14 protein-coding genes are annotated in these 14,741 nt (G+C 74.6%); 4 read left to right on the top strand and 10 right to left on the bottom strand.

Annotation, left to right across the window (positions count from 1 at the left end):
* Positions 1–54: 54 nt before the first annotated feature.
* Positions 55–660, top strand: a complete 606-nt coding sequence (locus AC069X_RS03250; RefSeq protein WP_478724536.1) for a DUF4436 family protein — start codon at positions 55–57, stop codon at positions 658–660.
* A gap of 18 nt (positions 661–678) precedes the next feature.
* Here AC069X_RS03250 and AC069X_RS03245 read toward each other — a convergent pair whose 3' ends face one another.
* From AC069X_RS03245 to AC069X_RS03235, 3 genes are all read right to left on the bottom strand, one after another.
* Positions 679–1,869: an acyl-CoA dehydrogenase family protein gene (locus AC069X_RS03245; RefSeq protein WP_478724534.1), complete on the bottom strand. Its 1,191-nt coding sequence runs from the start codon at positions 1,867–1,869 to the stop codon at positions 679–681.
* Between the two features lie 128 nt (positions 1,870–1,997).
* Complete coding sequence (locus AC069X_RS03240; RefSeq protein ID WP_478725089.1) at positions 1,998–3,713, bottom strand: Ig-like domain-containing protein; 1,716 nt, start codon at positions 3,711–3,713, stop codon at positions 1,998–2,000.
* Between the two features lie 107 nt (positions 3,714–3,820).
* Positions 3,821–4,900: a hypothetical protein gene (locus AC069X_RS03235; protein WP_478724532.1), complete on the bottom strand. Its 1,080-nt coding sequence runs from the start codon at positions 4,898–4,900 to the stop codon at positions 3,821–3,823.
* Between the two features lie 400 nt (positions 4,901–5,300).
* Between AC069X_RS03235 and AC069X_RS03230 the strand changes: the two genes are divergently transcribed.
* Positions 5,301–5,801, top strand: coding sequence for a hypothetical protein (locus tag AC069X_RS03230; protein ID WP_478724531.1), 501 nt, complete (start codon positions 5,301–5,303; stop codon positions 5,799–5,801).
* A gap of 189 nt (positions 5,802–5,990) precedes the next feature.
* Here AC069X_RS03230 and AC069X_RS03225 read toward each other — a convergent pair whose 3' ends face one another.
* Both AC069X_RS03225 and AC069X_RS03220 read right to left on the bottom strand, forming a co-directional pair.
* Positions 5,991–6,833: a class II fructose-bisphosphate aldolase gene (locus tag AC069X_RS03225; protein WP_478724529.1), complete on the bottom strand. Its 843-nt coding sequence runs from the start codon at positions 6,831–6,833 to the stop codon at positions 5,991–5,993.
* On the bottom strand, positions 6,830–7,732 hold the full coding sequence (locus AC069X_RS03220; protein ID WP_478724527.1) for an SIS domain-containing protein: 903 nt from the start codon (positions 7,730–7,732) through the stop codon (positions 6,830–6,832). Before AC069X_RS03220 ends, AC069X_RS03225 begins: the two co-directional genes overlap by 4 nt.
* A 197-nt stretch (positions 7,733–7,929) precedes the next feature.
* Here AC069X_RS03220 and AC069X_RS03215 point away from each other — a divergent pair, with 197 nt between their 5' ends.
* Positions 7,930–8,718 carry a DeoR/GlpR family DNA-binding transcription regulator gene (locus tag AC069X_RS03215; protein WP_478724525.1) on the top strand — a complete coding sequence of 263 codons (789 nt, stop codon included), beginning with the start codon at positions 7,930–7,932 and terminating at the stop codon, positions 8,716–8,718.
* A 38-nt stretch (positions 8,719–8,756) separates the two neighbouring features.
* Here AC069X_RS03215 and AC069X_RS03210 read toward each other — a convergent pair whose 3' ends face one another.
* Complete coding sequence (locus AC069X_RS03210) at positions 8,757–9,125, bottom strand: nuclear transport factor 2 family protein (RefSeq protein ID WP_478724523.1); 369 nt, start codon at positions 9,123–9,125, stop codon at positions 8,757–8,759.
* Between the two features lie 71 nt (positions 9,126–9,196).
* Here AC069X_RS03210 and AC069X_RS03205 point away from each other — a divergent pair, with 71 nt between their 5' ends.
* Positions 9,197–10,126: a LysR family transcriptional regulator gene (locus AC069X_RS03205; RefSeq protein WP_478724521.1), complete on the top strand. Its 930-nt coding sequence runs from the start codon at positions 9,197–9,199 to the stop codon at positions 10,124–10,126.
* A 171-nt stretch (positions 10,127–10,297) separates the two neighbouring features.
* Here the strand turns inward: AC069X_RS03205 and cpt are convergent, their stop codons facing one another.
* From cpt to tdh, 4 genes are all read right to left on the bottom strand, one after another.
* Entirely contained in the window at positions 10,298–10,843 is a 546-nt protein-coding gene (gene cpt, locus AC069X_RS03200; RefSeq protein ID WP_478724519.1) for a chloramphenicol phosphotransferase CPT, read from the bottom strand.
* 57 nt (positions 10,844–10,900) lie between these two features.
* Positions 10,901–11,815, bottom strand: a complete 915-nt coding sequence (locus AC069X_RS03195; RefSeq protein WP_478724517.1) for a LysR family transcriptional regulator — start codon at positions 11,813–11,815, stop codon at positions 10,901–10,903.
* Between the two features lie 12 nt (positions 11,816–11,827).
* The gene (locus AC069X_RS03190; protein ID WP_478724516.1) at positions 11,828–13,036 is read right to left on the bottom strand and encodes a glycine C-acetyltransferase; all 1,209 of its coding nucleotides are present in this window, start codon (positions 13,034–13,036) and stop codon (positions 11,828–11,830) included.
* A gap of 538 nt (positions 13,037–13,574) precedes the next feature.
* Positions 13,575–14,603, bottom strand: coding sequence for an L-threonine 3-dehydrogenase (gene tdh / locus AC069X_RS03185; protein WP_478725087.1), 1,029 nt, complete (start codon positions 14,601–14,603; stop codon positions 13,575–13,577).
* Positions 14,604–14,741 lie beyond the last annotated feature (138 nt).

The raw sequence follows: 14,741 nt of genomic DNA, 5'->3' as shown, positions 1-14,741 counted from the left end.
GCGGGTGGACGAGGATCGCCACCGCGTGCCCGTCCCCCCGTCCCGGGAGTCACCATGGCCTCAGACCCGGACCCGCCCCGCCCGCGCGGCCCGGCCGGCTGGAGGGGGCCGCGCCGCTCCGGGCCGTCGATGCTGCCGGTCCTGATGCCCGTCGCGCTCCTGATCGTGGTGGCGGTGGCGGTGGGGTCGTGGCTCCAGTTCAACGAACGGCAGGCCCTCGACACCGTCCGCACGGTCGGGTCCACCGCCGCCGACCGGGTGGACGTGCAGGCCACCGTCCAGCGGGTCGACGCCGCGGCCAGGGAGCTGCTGCTGCGGGTCCGGGCCGTCCCGCTCGGCGCCCTCGGCGAGGAGGAGGGGACCGCCCCGGTGGCCGACCTCACCCTCCAGACCTCCGCGGCGACCCTCGGCGACCTGGCGTTCAAGGCGCACGAGCGCATCACGACCCGGGACGTGCAGGTGGCGATCACGGGCGGGTCGATCAGCGACTACCCGTTCGACAGCTACGAGACGGACGTCGAGTTCTGGGCGCAGCTGGACGGCTGCGTGCTGGACTGGTTCGCCTTCCTGTGGGCCGAGACCGTGATCGCCCTCTGCCTGATCGCCGTGGTGGTCGCGGGCGTCCGCACCGCGCTGCACCCGGTGGAGGAGCGGCCCTGAGGCCTCCGGTGCACGGGCTCAGCGGCGGACTCTCGGCATGCCCAGGCCGATCCAGGAGATGATCTCGCGCTGGATCTCGTTGTTCCCGCCGCCGAAGGTGAAGATCACGGCGCTGCGGTAGCCGCGTTCCAGTTCGCCGTGCAGGACCGCGCCCGCGGAGCCGTCCTTGAGGGAGCCGGCCGCGCCGACCACCTCCATGAGCCAGGCGTACGCGTCCCTGCGCGCCTCCGAGCCGTACACCTTGACGGCGGAGGCGTCCTGGGGGGTGAGGGTGCCCGATTCGACGGCGCCCACCATCTGCCAGTTGAGCAGCTTCATCGCGTCGAGGCGGGCGTGGGTGCGGGCGAGCCGGCCGCGGACCCAGGACAGGTCGATGACGCGGCGCCCGTCGGCGAGCTTGGTCGCGGCGGCCCAGCGCTGGACGTCGTGCAGCGCGCGGACGGCCATGGTGCCGTGCGCGGCGAGGGTGACGCGTTCGTGGTTGAGCTGGTTGGTGATCAGGCGCCAGCCCTTGTTCTCCTGCCCGACGCGGCGGCTCGCGGGAACCCGGATGTCCTCGTAGTGACTGGCGGTCGTGTCGTGGGAGGCGAGGGTGTTGATCAGGGTGAAGGAGTAGCCGGGGTCGGAGGTCGGCACGAGCAGCATGGTGATGCCCTTGTGGGCGGGGGCGTCCGGGTCGGTGCGGACGGCGAGCCAGACCCAGTCGGCGGTGTCGCCGTTGGTGGTCCAGATCTTCTGGCCGTTGACCACGTAGGTGCCGGTCTCCTCGTCGCCCTCGCGGACGGCCTTGCACTTGAGGGCGGCGAGGTCGGTGCCGGCGTCGGGCTCGCTGTAGCCGATGGCGAAGTCGATCTCCCCGGAGAGGATCCTGGGGAGAAAGTACGCCTTCTGCTCGTCGGTGCCGAACTGCATGATGGTCGGCCCGACGGTGTTGAGCGCCATCAGCGGCAGCGGGACGACGGCCTGCGCGGCCTCGTCGAAGAAGATGAACTGGTCCATGGCCGACATGCCGCGGCCGCCGTACTCCTTCGGCCAGCCGACGCCGAGCCAGCCGTCCGCGCCGAGGCGGCGGATGGTCTCCCGGTAGAAGCGCTTCTGGGCGGCGGGGTCCGCGTAGCGGGCGTGGACGTCCTCCGGCACGAGCCCGGCGAAGTAGGCGCGCAGTTCGGCGCGCAACCGCTGCTGCTCAGGCGTGTATTCGAGGTGCACGGCCCCTCCGGGAGTCTCGCGGTGCTGCCGGTCGCTGTGGTGGCGGCGGTCAGAGTAGAACCCGTTACAGGAATTGGGAAGGGCCGGGAGTTCCCCGCGGAACTCCCGGCCCCCGGCGTGCGGTCCGGTCAGGCGCGGCGGCACTGTCCGGTGCGGGGTCCGGTCCCGGTGTCGCCGGCCAGGAGGGGTTCGGGCGCGTTGCCCGCGCAGCGCAGCGGACCGTTGACGGTGTTGCCCGAGACCTCGGTGCCGCCGCCGTTGCCGGCCAGCGTCACCGGTCCCTGGACGGTGTTGCCGGCACAGGACTCCCAGGCGGGGCCGGAGCCCAGCAGCACCGGGCCGGTGCTCCCCTCCACGGAGAGGGGGCCGGTCAGGGAGGAGCCGCAGATCGTGAGGGCGAGGGCTCCGGTCGCGGACACCGGGCCGGTGACGGTGGCGTCCGTGACGGCGAGGGCCCCGCCCGGCCGGACGGTGACCGGGCCGCTCTGGCTGCCGCCGGCGCCGATGCACAGGGCCTCGCCGGAGGCCACCGTCAGCGGGCCGGTGTGGGCCTGCGTCAGGCAGGGGGCCGTGAACCGGACGGTGAGGTCGGCGGGGGCGGCCGTGGCGCCCGGGGTGAAGGCCGCGTCGCCGCTGTAGCGGGCGGTGACGGGGTGGGTGGTGGGCTGGAGGGTGCCGGTGCGGGTGGTGGCGCGGCCGTCCTGGAGCGGGACGGTGGCCAGCGGGGTCGTGCCGTCGAAGAAGGTGACCTCGCCGGTCGGGGTGCCCGCGTCCGGGTTGCCGGGGGCCACGGTCGCGGTGAGGGTGACGGCCTGCCCGAACAGCGGGGTGGTGGTGTCGGCGGCCACGGTGACCGAGGTTCCGTAGCGGAAGGAGACCACCGCCTTTCCGTTGCCCCGCCGCACGCCCTGGGCGAGGGTCACGGCGGTGGCCGTCGGCGCCGCCCAGCTGCTGCCCCCGCCGCCGCCGGCGCCGTAGAGGTTGCCGGGCCGGCCGCCTCCGGAGCCGCCGCCCCCGGCGAACCAGCCGCCGCCTCCGCCGCCGCCCCCGTTGCCGCCGCCCCCGCCGTTGCCGCCGGAGCCGCCGCTCCCGGGGTTCGGTTGGCCGCCGTACTGGTCGATGTCGCTGCCCGCGCCTCCCGGGGCGCCGACGGTGTTGTTGCGGGCGCCGCCCGCGCCGTGGGCGGACCGGGTGCCGCCGCCGCCCGCGAGGCCGGAGCCCTCGGGCCCGCCGCCCTGGCCGCCGGGCTGCGCTTCGGGCCCGCCGCCGTGGCCGCCGTGCAGCAGCGGTCCGCCGTTGCCCGCGCCTCCGCCGCCGCCGGCCACCAGGATCCGGTCGGCCGCGCCGAAGGAACCCGTGCGCACGTCGCTGGCGCCGCCGCCGGAACCGCCGCCGCCGTGGGCGCCGCCGCCTCCGGAGCCGTGGCCGCGGCCGCCGGGGCGGGCGTACTCGCCCTTGCGGGAGGTGCCCGAGCTGCCCACGCCGCCGACGGTGATCTGGAGGATCTGGCCCGGCGTGACCGCCAGGTCGGCGCGGGTCTCGCCGCCCAGGCCGCCGGGGGCTCCGTCGTTCGGGGGGCTGGGGACGACGTAGCCGGCCGCGCTGCCGCCCTCGGCGCCGAAGAGGTCGACGGTCACGGCGGTCACCCCGGCCGGCACGGTGAAGGTGTCCGTACCGACGGCGGTGTAGGTGCAGGTGGGGTTCCGGGCGGTGAAGACGCCGCCCGTACCGCAAGGGCTGGCGGCGGCCGCGGCCGCCGGATCGGCCGTGGCGGGGACGGGCGCCAGTGCGGCGGCCAGCAGGCCCGCGGCGCCGGCCGCCTTCAGGATCTTCGATCGGTACATGCTCAAGGGGGTTCCAAACGACGGTACTCGGGAGACGGGACGCGCGGGGCCGCCGCGGTCACGGCCACGACGGGGGCCGTGACCGCGGCGGCCGGGCTGCCGGTGGTTCAGACGCCGTCGTCGGCGCAGAGCGCCCAGACGTCGGAGTAGGTGTTCGGGGAGCTGCCGCCCCCGGTGTGGGTGAAGGCCGACCAGTACGAGGCCGTGGTGGTGCCGTCCGCGACCGGGCTGCCGCCGGAGTCACTGGGGTAGCTGCCGTTGAGGTGGTCGCCCGGGGAGCCCGGACCGGTGAAGTTCGTGGTCGTGACGCCGCCCCCGCTGATGGCGGCGCCGCCGCTGATCAGCTTGCCGTCGTTCTGGCCGCAGCCCACGGTCACGGTCGCGCCGCTGGTGGCGGCGGTGGGGCCGCTGACCTCGCTGAAGCGGACCTTGACGGTGGTGCCGCTGATGTCGATGTTGTTGCCGCTGCAGATGGCGTACGCGTACGTGGTGTTGCCGCTGTCGCCGCCACCGCCGTTCCAGCCGACGGCGCTCCAGGAGTCGGGGTTGGTCTCGCCGTCGGCCGCGGCCTTCTGGCCGTAGGCGTGGGCGGAGTCGTTGAAGGTGGGGAAGCCGGCGATCGGCTTGAGGCTGCCGACGGCGGCCGGGGTGATGCGGGCGCCGCCGCCGAGCAGCCGGGTGTTGGCCGGACAGGTCGCGGTGACGAGGCCGACGGTCGAGCTGGCGGAGGGTCCGGCGACCTTGTTCATCACCACCTGGGTGTGGTTGATCAGGTTGCTGCTGAAGCACATCGCGTACGGGGTGCTGGAGAAGGAGGCGTTGACCGCGCCGCCGCTGCCCCCGATGCCGAGCCAGTACGTCACGTCGGTGCCGACGACGCCGGTCGAGCCGGTGTACTCGGTGCTGCCGTCGGGGCTGGGCGAGGTGCCGTTGATCTTGTTGCCGTTGGACGAAGTCCCGGTGCCGATGGCCTGGTTGATGCCGCCGCCGGAGATCAGGCCGGCGGCGCACTGGGCGCTGGTCGAGATCTCGGAGAAGGCGGAGCCGGGGCCGGAGGTGGCGCCGGGGGTCTTCACCGTCACACCGACGGTGTTGGCGTGCGCGGTTCCGGGCACGGCGAGGGCCAGGAGGGCGCCGAAGATCAGGGCCCTTCCGGCGAGGGGGCGCCGCAGGAGGAAGCGGTCCATCGAGTTCTCCCTGTTCGGAGGTGGTTGAGGGCAGGCGGACCCGCGCGCGGGCGGCACCAGGCCCCGGGGATCCGGGTCCGGCGCCGGGCGTCGGGGGGTTCGCTCTGGCCGGATCGCGGTCGGCACGGCGCCGGAGCGGCGTGGACCGGGTGCCGCAGCGGGCTGCTCGCTGGATCAGCGGACGGACTGGCCTTGCGGGGAGAGCGCGGCGCCGCGTACGTGACGGCCGGCGCGGCCCAGGTCATGGGCCGTCCCGGCCGTCCGGCACGCAGATGGCACTTGCGGAATGTAGCAGTCAGATAAGGCCGCATGTAAGCCGGGAACGGCGTTCTTTCCTGGCAAATGCGGTACTGACAAGTAGGTCGCCGTGCGGGCCGGTCCGACGGTAGGGTCACCCGTCATGAAGGAAGCGGAGACCGTGGTGGCCGGCAGCGAGATCGTGGTGGAGTGCCCCGGGCTGACCCACCACTACACGGGCGGCGCACCGGTCCCCCTGCGACTGCGGCGCCGCACCGCCGACGGCACCTGGCTGTTCGAAGTGGGCACCCCGCTCGCCGCAGTCCCCCTGCTGGCCGGGGCCGCGCTGGAGGAGGACGTACGCGGCCTCGCGCAGGGAATCCTCGACACCCTGGAGGTGCAGGACGGGGAGCCCGACTTCCGGCTCTACGACGACGGGTACGCGCAGGTGCGGGCGACGGTCGGCTACGGCCCCGAGCTCTACCTGACGCTGGAGGCCACCTTCGACCCCGCACAGGACCGGGCCGGCACGGACGCGAACGGCACCCCCTCGTACTCCAACCCCTTCGGCTGGTCCTACGCGGAACTGGGCGGGATCCCCCTGGCCGAACCGGAGGCCCTGCGCCGGTTCGCGCGGGCGCTGCTGGCGGCCCTCGACGGCTGAGGCGCGCACGCGCACGGCGCCGGGCGCGCCCGAAGCGGGAGGGCGGGTACGGCTGCGGCATGTGCGGGCCCCTTCGGACGGCGCGGACGCTGAGCCTCCCCTGCCGTCCGGCCCCACACCGCGCGCGCCGCCCCCTCAAGGGCGGCGGCCGCGTCCTCCCGCTCTGGGGCAACCGCGCCCGAGGCCCCGTCAGGGCCGGCCCAGGACTCCGATCATGACTTCGGCCGTCGCCGCCATCGCCGTACGTGCGGCGGTGAGGTAGGGGCGGGGGTCGGCCGGGGTCAGGTGGGTGCGGATGGCGTCGGTCATGGCCAGGTTGAGGGCGGTGCCGATGTTGACCTTGCGGATCCCGCCGGCCACGGCCGCCGCGAGTTCCCCGTCGGGCAGGCCGGAGGAGCCGTGCAGGACGAGGGGGACGTCCAGGTTCTTGGCGAGGCGGGCCAGCAGGGCGTGGTCGAGGGAGGCGGTCCGGGTGGTCATGGCGTGGCTGCTGCCGATGGCCACGGCGAGTGCGTCGACGCCGGAGTCGGCGACGAAGCGGCGGGCCTCGTCGGGGTCGGTACGGGCGCCCGGGGCGTGCGGGTCGAGCGGCGCGGCTCCGTTCTTGCCGCCGACCTCGCCCAGTTCCGCTTCGATCCAGAGCCCGTTGGCGTGGGCCCAGTCGGCGGCGGAGCGGGTGGTCTCCAGGTTCTCGGCGTAGGGCAGGTGCGCGGCGTCGTACATCACGGAGCCGAAGCCGGCGTCCGCGGCCTGCCGCAGCAGGTCGGGGCTCTTGACGTGGTCGAGGTGGAGGCCGACGGGCACCCGGGCGGCTTCCGCGCAGGCGGCCGCGGCGCGGGCGATGGGCAGCAGGGCGCCGCCGCGGAACTTCACGGCGTTCTCGCTGAGCTGGAGGATGACGGGCAGGCCGGCCCGTTCGGCGCCCTCGACCACGGCTTCGGCGTGTTCCAGGGTGATGATGTTGAAGGCGGCGACGGCGCCGCCGGCCGCGGCGGCGTCGGCGACGAGGGTCCCGGCGGGGACGAGGCTCATCGGACGGCCCCCTCGCCGGCGGTGAGGATCACCGAGCGGGTGAGGTTGCGGGGCGCGTCGGGGTCGAGCCCGCGGTGGGCGGCGACGGCGACGGCGAGGCGGTGCACGCGGACCAGCTCGGCCAGCGGGTCGAGTTCGCCGTCCACCCACTGCGCGCCGGTCCCGAGGACCTGTTCGGCGATCCCCTCGGGGGTGCTGCCGAGCGACCAGGTCGCGGAGCCTGGTCCGGTGACGCTGACCGGGCCGTGCCGGTACTCCATGGCGGGGTAGGCCTCGGCCCACGACAGCGAGGCCTCGCGCATCTTGAGGGCGGCCTCGTGGGCCAGGCCGACGCTCCAGCCGCGGCCGAGGAAGGTGAACTGGCCGCGTGCGTCGAGGCCGTTCGGCAGGGGAAGTTCGAGGGCGGCGCGGCCGTCGGCGACGACGGCGGGGTCGTGGGCGCCGACGTGGGCCCGCAGCAGGGTGAGGGCGGTGGTGGCGAAGCGGGTCTGGACGACGGAGCGTTCGTCGGCGAAGTCCAGGACGACGAGGTCGTCCGCGAGGCCCGCCACCGGAGTGTCCGGGTCGCCGACGACGGCGGTCGACGGGATCCCGGCTTCCCGCAGCCCGGCCAGCAGGTCCAGCACCTCGGTGGTGGTCCCGGAGCGGGTCAGCGCGACCACCCGGTCGTAGCGGCGGTGGCGGGGGAACTCCGAGGCGGGGAAGGCGTCGGTCTCGCCGTGGCCGGCCTCCTCGCGCAGGGCGGCGGCGGCCTGGGCCATGTAGTACGAGGTTCCGCACCCGACGATCGCGGTACGCTCGCCGGGCCCCGGCAGCACCGCCCGGTGGGCGGGGGCCAGTTCCGCGGCCTGTTCCCAGCTGTCGGGCTGCGTGGCCAACTCGTACGCGACGTGACTCATGCGGGCTCCTTGCGCGTCGGAATGCGTGCCCGGTGGGGGTGCCGACCGGACTTCCCTGCGTGTTCCTGCCTGATCCTGCGTGTTCCTGCAAGGTAGCGGGCCGTTTCACGCAACTTCAAGCATCTTCCGGGTGATCCGCTGGGCTAACCTCGACGGCGGGCCCGTCACCGGCCCGGGGGACGACACGGAGGGGCGCCATGACCCGCAAGGAACGCTGGCAGCGACTGCTGGACCTGCTGGTGGAGCGGGACGGCCTGGAGGTGGAGGCCGCCGCCGGGGCGCTCGGCGTGTCGGCGGCGACCATCCGCCGCGACCTCGACCAGCTCGCCGAGCAGCAGTTGCTGGTCCGCACGCGCGGCGGGGCGGTGCCGCACGGGGTCTCGTACGAACTCCCCCTGCGCTACCGCACCTCCCGGCGGGCCGCCGAGAAGCGCCGGATCAGCGAGGCGGTCGCGGCCCTGATCGCACCGGGCGAGGTGATCGGCCTGACGGGCGGCACCACCACGACGGAGGTCGCCCGGGCCCTGGCGGCCCGCGCCGACCTCGCCGCGCCGGCGGCCGGCGCGCCCGCGCTCACGGTGGTCACCAACGCCCTGAACATCGCGGGGGAACTGGTGATCCGGCCCCAGTTCAAGATCGTCCTGACGGGCGGGGTGGCCCGCCCCCAGTCGTACGAACTGACTGGCCCGCTGGCACAGCAGACGCTGGGTCAGCTCACGGTCGACACGGCCGTGGTCGGCGTCGACGCCTTCGACCCGGAGGACGGCGCGGCCACCCGCCACGAGGACGAGGCCGCCGTCAACGCCCTGTTGTGCGCACGGGCCCGCCGGCTGGTGGTGGCGGCCGACTCGTCGAAGCTGGGCGTGCGCGCCTTCGCCCGCATCTGCGCCACCTCGGCGGTGGACGTCCTGGTCACGGACACCGCCCTGACGGAGGCCGCGGCGCGGCCCTTCCGCGCGGCGGGCGTGGAGGTCGTACGGGTCTGACGCGGTGCCAGGGCCCGGCTTTATCCAAAAGACACGGCCTAGCCCTGCTTCTCGAAGCCCGCCAGCAGGCCCCGCGGGTCGAAGGTGACCCGGATCCGGGTGATCCTCCCGCCCTCCACGTGCATCCAGTTCGCCGTGGGCGCCGGCGGGGCGATGGTGGTGCACAGGTCGAACCAGGTGATCACCTCGCCGCCTTCCGCCACCCGCGCCTTCACGTCGATCTTCTCCAGTACCCGGCCCATCCCCCTCAGCCCGGCCAGCGCCTCCTCCGCCCCCGAGGCCGTGCCCAGTGCCCCGACGAAGTCGACGTCCTCGGCCAGCAGCCCCCGCACGGTCTCGAAGTCGCCCGCCTCCCAGGCGCTGAAGTAGGTCTCGGCAAGTTCGCGCGCGCTCTTCGTCGTCGTCATGCCCCCATCCTCCGGCCGGATCCGTCCATCCGTCCAACAGATGGATCCGATGCGATCTATCATCACCGGATATGGAGATGCACCAGCTGCGCTACTTCGCCGCCGTCGTGGACGAGGGCACCTTCACCGGGGCCGCCCGCCTCCTGCACGTCAGCCAGTCCGGCATCAGCACCCAAGTCGCGAAACTGGAGCGCGAGTTGGGGCAGCAGCTCCTCGATCGCGGCGGACGCCGGGTCGGCCTCACCCCGGCCGGGGAGGCCGTCCTGCCCCTCGCGAAGAACGCCCTCGCCACCCTCGACGCCATCCGGCACACCGCCGCGGAGTTCGCCGACGCCGTCCGCGGCCGGATCAGGCTCGGCATGATCGCGGGCTGCTCGATCCCGCCCTTCCTGGACGCCGTCGCCGACCTCGGCCGCACCCACCCCGGCATCGAACTCAGCCTGCACGAGGACCACTCCGACGCCCTCCAGGCGCAGGTCCTCGCCGGCTCCCTCGACCTGGCCCTGATCGGCTACGCGGGGGAGACCGCCCCCGGCCTGGAGGTGAGCGTCGTCCTCGACGAGCCCATCGCCGCCGTGGTACCGGCCGGGCACCCGCTCGACCGGGCGGAACTGCGGCTCGCCGGCCTCCGGGACGAGAAGATCCTCTGCCTGTCCCGGGGCACCGGCATCCGCGCCGCCTACGAGGACTCCTGCCGCCGGCTCGGCCTCGAACCCCGCGTGCACCTGGACGCCTGCTCCCCGGCCGCCCTGCTGCGCCTCGCCGAGCGCGGCGCGGGCGTCGCCGTGCTCAGCGCCTCCTCCGCGCCGGGCGCCGGCCTGCGGACCGTCGCGCTCGCCGACGCCGCCACGCACGCCCGGCTCGGCCTCGTCGCCCGCGGCGACCAGCACTCCCCGGCCGTCCGGCTCCTGCGGACCAGACTCCTCGCGGCGCTGCGGGAAGGTCAGGGGGTGTCCGACGGATCACGGCCGGGCCCGGGCCGCCGGACACTCCCTGGCTAGGGCCTGTCGTCAAACTTCCGTCTGCCCCGCGACGCCTTGCACGCGCTCTCGCCGCACCGGGCGGAAGCCCGAGTACGTCCAGTACGAGGGCTGCCGCCCGGCACGCCGAGAGCACGCACCAGACGCCGCGGGGCCGCCCTCCGGGCGACGACGGCAGTTTGACGCCAGGCCCTAGGCCGCTCCCCGGCGGAGGCGGGCGGCGATCGTGCGGGCGCAGGCCATGGCTTCGGTGTGCGTGGTGTCCAGCTCCAGGTCGTACGAGACCCCCTCGTGGACCACGGCCGCCTGGGACGCGGCCATGCCCGGGGTGCGGTCCCCGCGGGCGATCTCGCGTCCCGCGGCGGCCTCCGGGTCGCACCGGACGGCGACCCACAGGACGTCGAGGTCGCCCAGGGCCCGCCGCCAGCGCGCCTGCGATTCGGCCCCGCCGAGGAAGACGTCGTCGATGACGATCCTGGCGCCGGCCCGGGCCATCGCCACGACGCCCTCCATCCAGGCGGCCTCCAGCGCCCGGAAGTCCTCCCCCACGCTCACCCGGCCGTCCTCGCCGAAGACGATCCCCGCGTCCGCGTCCCGCATCCTCCCGGGCATGGAGTCGACGAAGGAGTCGCAGCCGAAAGCGAGCCAGGCGTCCGGCAGTTCGGCCTGGAGGCAGCGCACGATGCCGGACTTGCCCGAGCTGGAAGCGCCGTTGAGGATGATCATCCGAATGGTCATCGGACCACCGTAGGGCGGTCCCCGCCCTACGGGTAACGGATTTCGGCGGCCGCCCGGTCAGTGCGCCGGGACGCGCTGGGCCTCGTGGGTCAGGGCCGCCAGGACCGGGGCGATCAGCGGGTGCGTCTCGGCGCCGCGGCGGGTGGCGGCGAAGACCCTGCGGGTGGCGGCCGGGCCCGCGACCGGGCGCACCCGGACCTCCTTGAGGTCCATGCCGCGCAGCGCCGAACGCGGCACCAGCGCCACCCCCGCGCCCGCGCCGACCAGGGCGGTGACCGCCCGGAAGTCGTCGGAGGAGTGCACGAAGCGCGGCTGGAACCCGGCCAGTTCGCACGCCAGCAGGGTCACGTCGTGGCACGGGTTGCCCGGGTACTGGCCCACCCAGTCGGCGTCGGAGAGGTCGGCCAGCGCCACGGCGGGCAGGTCGGCGAGCGGGTGCCCGGCGGGCAGGACCGCGTCGAAGGGCTCCGCGTACAGCGGGAGCACCGACAGCCGGCCGTCGTCGGCGCCCGGGGCGCCCCGGTACTCCACCGCCAGGGCCAGGTCGGCCTCCCCGTCGAGCAGCAGCGGGAGGCTCTGGTCGCCCTCCAGGTCCCGGACCCGGAGCCGGATGCCCGGGTGGTCCAGGGCGAGCCGGGCGATGGCGGGGGCCAGCACCTCGGCGATGCCCGTCGCGAAGGCGGCCACCGTGACCTCGCCGGCGGAACCGCCCGCGTAGGCGGCGAGTTCCGCCTCGGCGCGCTCCAGCTGGGCCAGCACCTCGTGGGCGTGGGCCAGCAGGATCTCCCCGGCCGCCGTGAGCCGTACGCCGCGGCCGCTGCGGGTCAGCAGCGTGTGCCCGGTCTCCTGCTCCAGCGCGGCGAGCTGCTGGGAGACGGCGGAGGGGGTGAGGTACAGGGCTGCGGCCGCGGCGGTCACCGTACGGTGGTCCGCCACGGCCCGCAGGATGCGCAGCCGGCGGGGGTCGATCACACCCCCATGATGTCAGCCCTGAGCAGCGGAAAGCGCCGCGCGGGCGTCCACGAAGGCGGCCACCGCGCGCTCGACGTCGGCCGTCGAGTGGGCCGCCGAGAGCTGGACGCGGATGCGGGCCGCGCCGAGCGGCACCACCGGGTACGAGAAGCCGATCACGTACACGCCGCGCTCCAGCAGCAGCTCCGCCATGCGGCCCGCCTCGGCGGCGTCGCCGATCATCACGGGGGCGATGGCGTGGTCGCCGGGCAGGATCTCGAAGCCGGCCTCGGTCATCTTCGTGCGGAACAGCTTGGTGTTGTCCGCGAGGCGTTCGCGCAGGTCACCGGCGGACTCCAGCAGGTCGAGGACCTTCAGGGAGGCGGCGGCGATCACCGGGGCGAGGGAGTTGGAGAAGAGGTACGGGCGCGAGCGCTGGCGCAGCAGCTCGACGATCTCGGCGCGGGCGGCGACGTAACCGCCGGAGGCGCCGCCGAGGGCCTTGCCGAGGGTGCCGGTGATGATGTCGACCCGGTCCATGACCCCGTGCAGTTCGGGGGTGCCGCGGCCGCCGGGGCCGACGAAGCCGACGGCGTGCGAGTCGTCGACCATGACCATGGCGTCGTAGCGGTCGGCGAGGTCGCAGATCTCCTGGAGGGGGGCGACGTAGCCGTCCATGGAGAAGACACCGTCGGTGACGATGAGCTTGCGGCGGGCGCCGCCCTCGGTGGCCTCCTTCAGGCGGGCCTCCAGCTCGGCCATGTCGCGGTTGGCGTAGCGGAAGCGGCGGGCCTTGGACAGGCGGATGCCGTCGATGATCGAGGCGTGGTTGAGGGCGTCGGAGATCACCGCGTCCTCGGCGCCGAGGAGGGTCTCGAAGACGCCGCCGTTCGCGTCGAAGCAGGAGGAGTAGAGGATCGTGTCCTCCTGGCCGAGGAAGGCCGACAGCCGCGCCTCCAGCTCCTTGTGCACCTCCTGGGTGCCGCAGATGAAGCGGACGGAGGCCATGCCGTAGCCCCAGCGGTCCAGCGCGTCCTTCGCGGCGGCGACCACGTCGGGGTGGTCGGCCAGCCCGAGGTAGTTGTTGGCGCAGAAGTTCAGCACCTCGCCGGGGGCGCCGCCCGCGGTGACGGCGACGGCCGCGTTCTGCGGGGTGCCGATGACGCGCTCGGGCTTGTGCAGGCCCGCTGCGCGGATCTCGTCGAGGGTGGTGCGGAGGTCTTCGCGTACGGACTCGAACATGGGCTTCGGTTTCTCCTTGTGCGGGTCGCCGTCCGGCGGACGGGGAGGAGGGGCCGGGTGCCGCCCGGCGGGGCGGAGTGGTCTGAGGGGGGCCGGGCCCCGCGGAGGGGGGTGCGGGGCCCGGCCGGAGGGAGATGGTCTTGTGGTTGCGGCGGCCGGGCGGATCCCGGCGGGCACGACGGTAGCGGCTGCCGGTGCCTCCGGCGGCCGGTCCGCCCGTACGTGGCCGACGCGCGCCGCCGGCCGGAGCCGGCCCCCGGGGCGGGGCCCGGAGCCGCGGAACGGAGTCGCGGAACGGAGTCCCGGACCCGGACGCCCGGATCAGGCCCCCCGAACCGGAACCGGGCCTCGGTCCCGGGCAGGGATCGGGGACCCGGGCGGGGGCCGGGAGTCGGGGGCCCGGGCCGGTTGCCGGGCCTCGGTCCCGGGCAGGGATCGGGGACCCGGGCGGGGGCCGGGAGCCGGGGGCCCGGGGCCGGGTCGGCCCGCGCCGGATCCGGGGTCCGGGCGCGCGGCGGGCCGGGCTACCGCCGGAGGCTCACGCCGTCCAGTCCAGGATGATCTTGCCGCTGCGGGCGGTGGCGGCCTCGTCGAAGGCGGCCTCGAAGTCGCGGTGCGAGTAGCGGCCGGTGATGACCGGGGACAGGTCGAGCCCGCCCTCCAGCAGCACGGTCATCGCGTACCAGGTCTCGAACATCTCGCGGCCGTAGATCCCCTTGATGGTGATCATCGAGGTGACGACCTTCGCCCAGTCCACCGGGAACTCCTGGGCCGGGAGGCCGAGCATCGCGATCCTGCCGCCGTGCGTCATGTTGTCGATCATGTCGCGCATCGCCTCCGCGCGGCCGGACATCTCCAGGCCGACGTCGAAGCCCTCGCGCAGCCCCAGCCGCGTCTGCGCCTCGGCGATGGAGGACTCGGCGACGTTCACCGCGAGCGTGGCGCCGGCCTTGCGGGCGATCTCCAGCCGCTCGGGGCTGACGTCGGTGATGACCACGTTGCGCGCGCCGGCGTGCTTCGCCACGGCAGCGGCCATGATGCCGATCGGGCCCGCGCCGGTGATCAGCACGTCCTCGCCGACCAGCGGGAAGGACAGCGCGGTGTGCACGGCGTTGCCGAAGGGGTCGAAGATGGCCGCCACGTCCAGGTCCACGGCGGTCCGGTGCACCCACACGTTCTGCGCGGGCAGGACGACGTACTCGGCGAAGGCGCCGTCACGGCCCACGCCCAGCCCGATCGTCGAGCGGCACAGGTGGCGGCGGCCGGCCAGGCAGTTGCGGCACTTGCCGCACACCAGGTGGCCCTCGCCGCTGACCAGGGCGCCCGTCTCGATGTCGCGGACGTCCGCGCCGACCGCCGCGACCTCGCCCACGAACTCGTGGCCCAGCACCAGCGGGGTCTTGACGGCGCCCTGCGCCCAGCCGTCCCAGGAACGGATGTGCAGGTCGGTGCCGCAGATGCCGGTGCGCAGGACCCTGATCAGCACGTCGCCGGGGCCGTACTCGGGCTCGGGAACGTCCATGAGCCACAGCCCGGGCTCGGCCTTGTGCTTGACGAGTGCCTTCATGGCGGTGGCTCCAGGCATGCGTAAGGGGGGTGCCGCTCCCGCTGGTGCGCGAGTGGCGTGGGTGACGGGCACCAATCTGCCGATCGGCGCGGTGATCAGTCCATCGAGACTTTCTTAAGCGGGTCGACAGCGCAGCTT

This window comes from Streptomyces sp. NPDC043896 (assembly GCF_056435605.1).
The sequence above is the reverse complement of the archived record's forward strand: the minus strand, read 5'-3'. Positions and strand labels throughout refer to the sequence as shown.

What these genes read in the sequence shown, in the direction of transcription:
- cpt (WP_478724519.1), bottom strand. Translation starts at nt 10,843, where the DNA reads ATGACCATTCGGATGATCATCCTCAACGGCGCTTCCAGCTCGGGCAAG.
- AC069X_RS03225 (WP_478724529.1), bottom strand. Translation starts at nt 6,833, where the DNA reads ATGAGCCTCGTCCCCGCCGGGACCCTCGTCGCCGACGCCGCCGCGGCC.
- tdh (WP_478725087.1), bottom strand. Translation starts at nt 14,603, where the DNA reads ATGAAGGCACTCGTCAAGCACAAGGCCGAGCCCGGGCTGTGGCTCATG.
- AC069X_RS03230 (WP_478724531.1), top strand. Translation starts at nt 5,301, where the DNA reads ATGAAGGAAGCGGAGACCGTGGTGGCCGGCAGCGAGATCGTGGTGGAG.
- AC069X_RS03250 (WP_478724536.1), top strand. Translation starts at nt 55, where the DNA reads ATGGCCTCAGACCCGGACCCGCCCCGCCCGCGCGGCCCGGCCGGCTGG.
- AC069X_RS03215 (WP_478724525.1), top strand. Translation starts at nt 7,930, where the DNA reads ATGACCCGCAAGGAACGCTGGCAGCGACTGCTGGACCTGCTGGTGGAG.
- AC069X_RS03210 (WP_478724523.1), bottom strand. Translation starts at nt 9,125, where the DNA reads ATGACGACGACGAAGAGCGCGCGCGAACTTGCCGAGACCTACTTCAGC.
- AC069X_RS03205 (WP_478724521.1), top strand. Translation starts at nt 9,197, where the DNA reads ATGGAGATGCACCAGCTGCGCTACTTCGCCGCCGTCGTGGACGAGGGC.
- AC069X_RS03190 (WP_478724516.1), bottom strand. Translation starts at nt 13,036, where the DNA reads ATGTTCGAGTCCGTACGCGAAGACCTCCGCACCACCCTCGACGAGATC.
- AC069X_RS03235 (WP_478724532.1), bottom strand. Translation starts at nt 4,900, where the DNA reads ATGGACCGCTTCCTCCTGCGGCGCCCCCTCGCCGGAAGGGCCCTGATC.
- AC069X_RS03220 (WP_478724527.1), bottom strand. Translation starts at nt 7,732, where the DNA reads ATGAGTCACGTCGCGTACGAGTTGGCCACGCAGCCCGACAGCTGGGAA.
- AC069X_RS03240 (WP_478725089.1), bottom strand. Translation starts at nt 3,713, where the DNA reads ATGTACCGATCGAAGATCCTGAAGGCGGCCGGCGCCGCGGGCCTGCTG.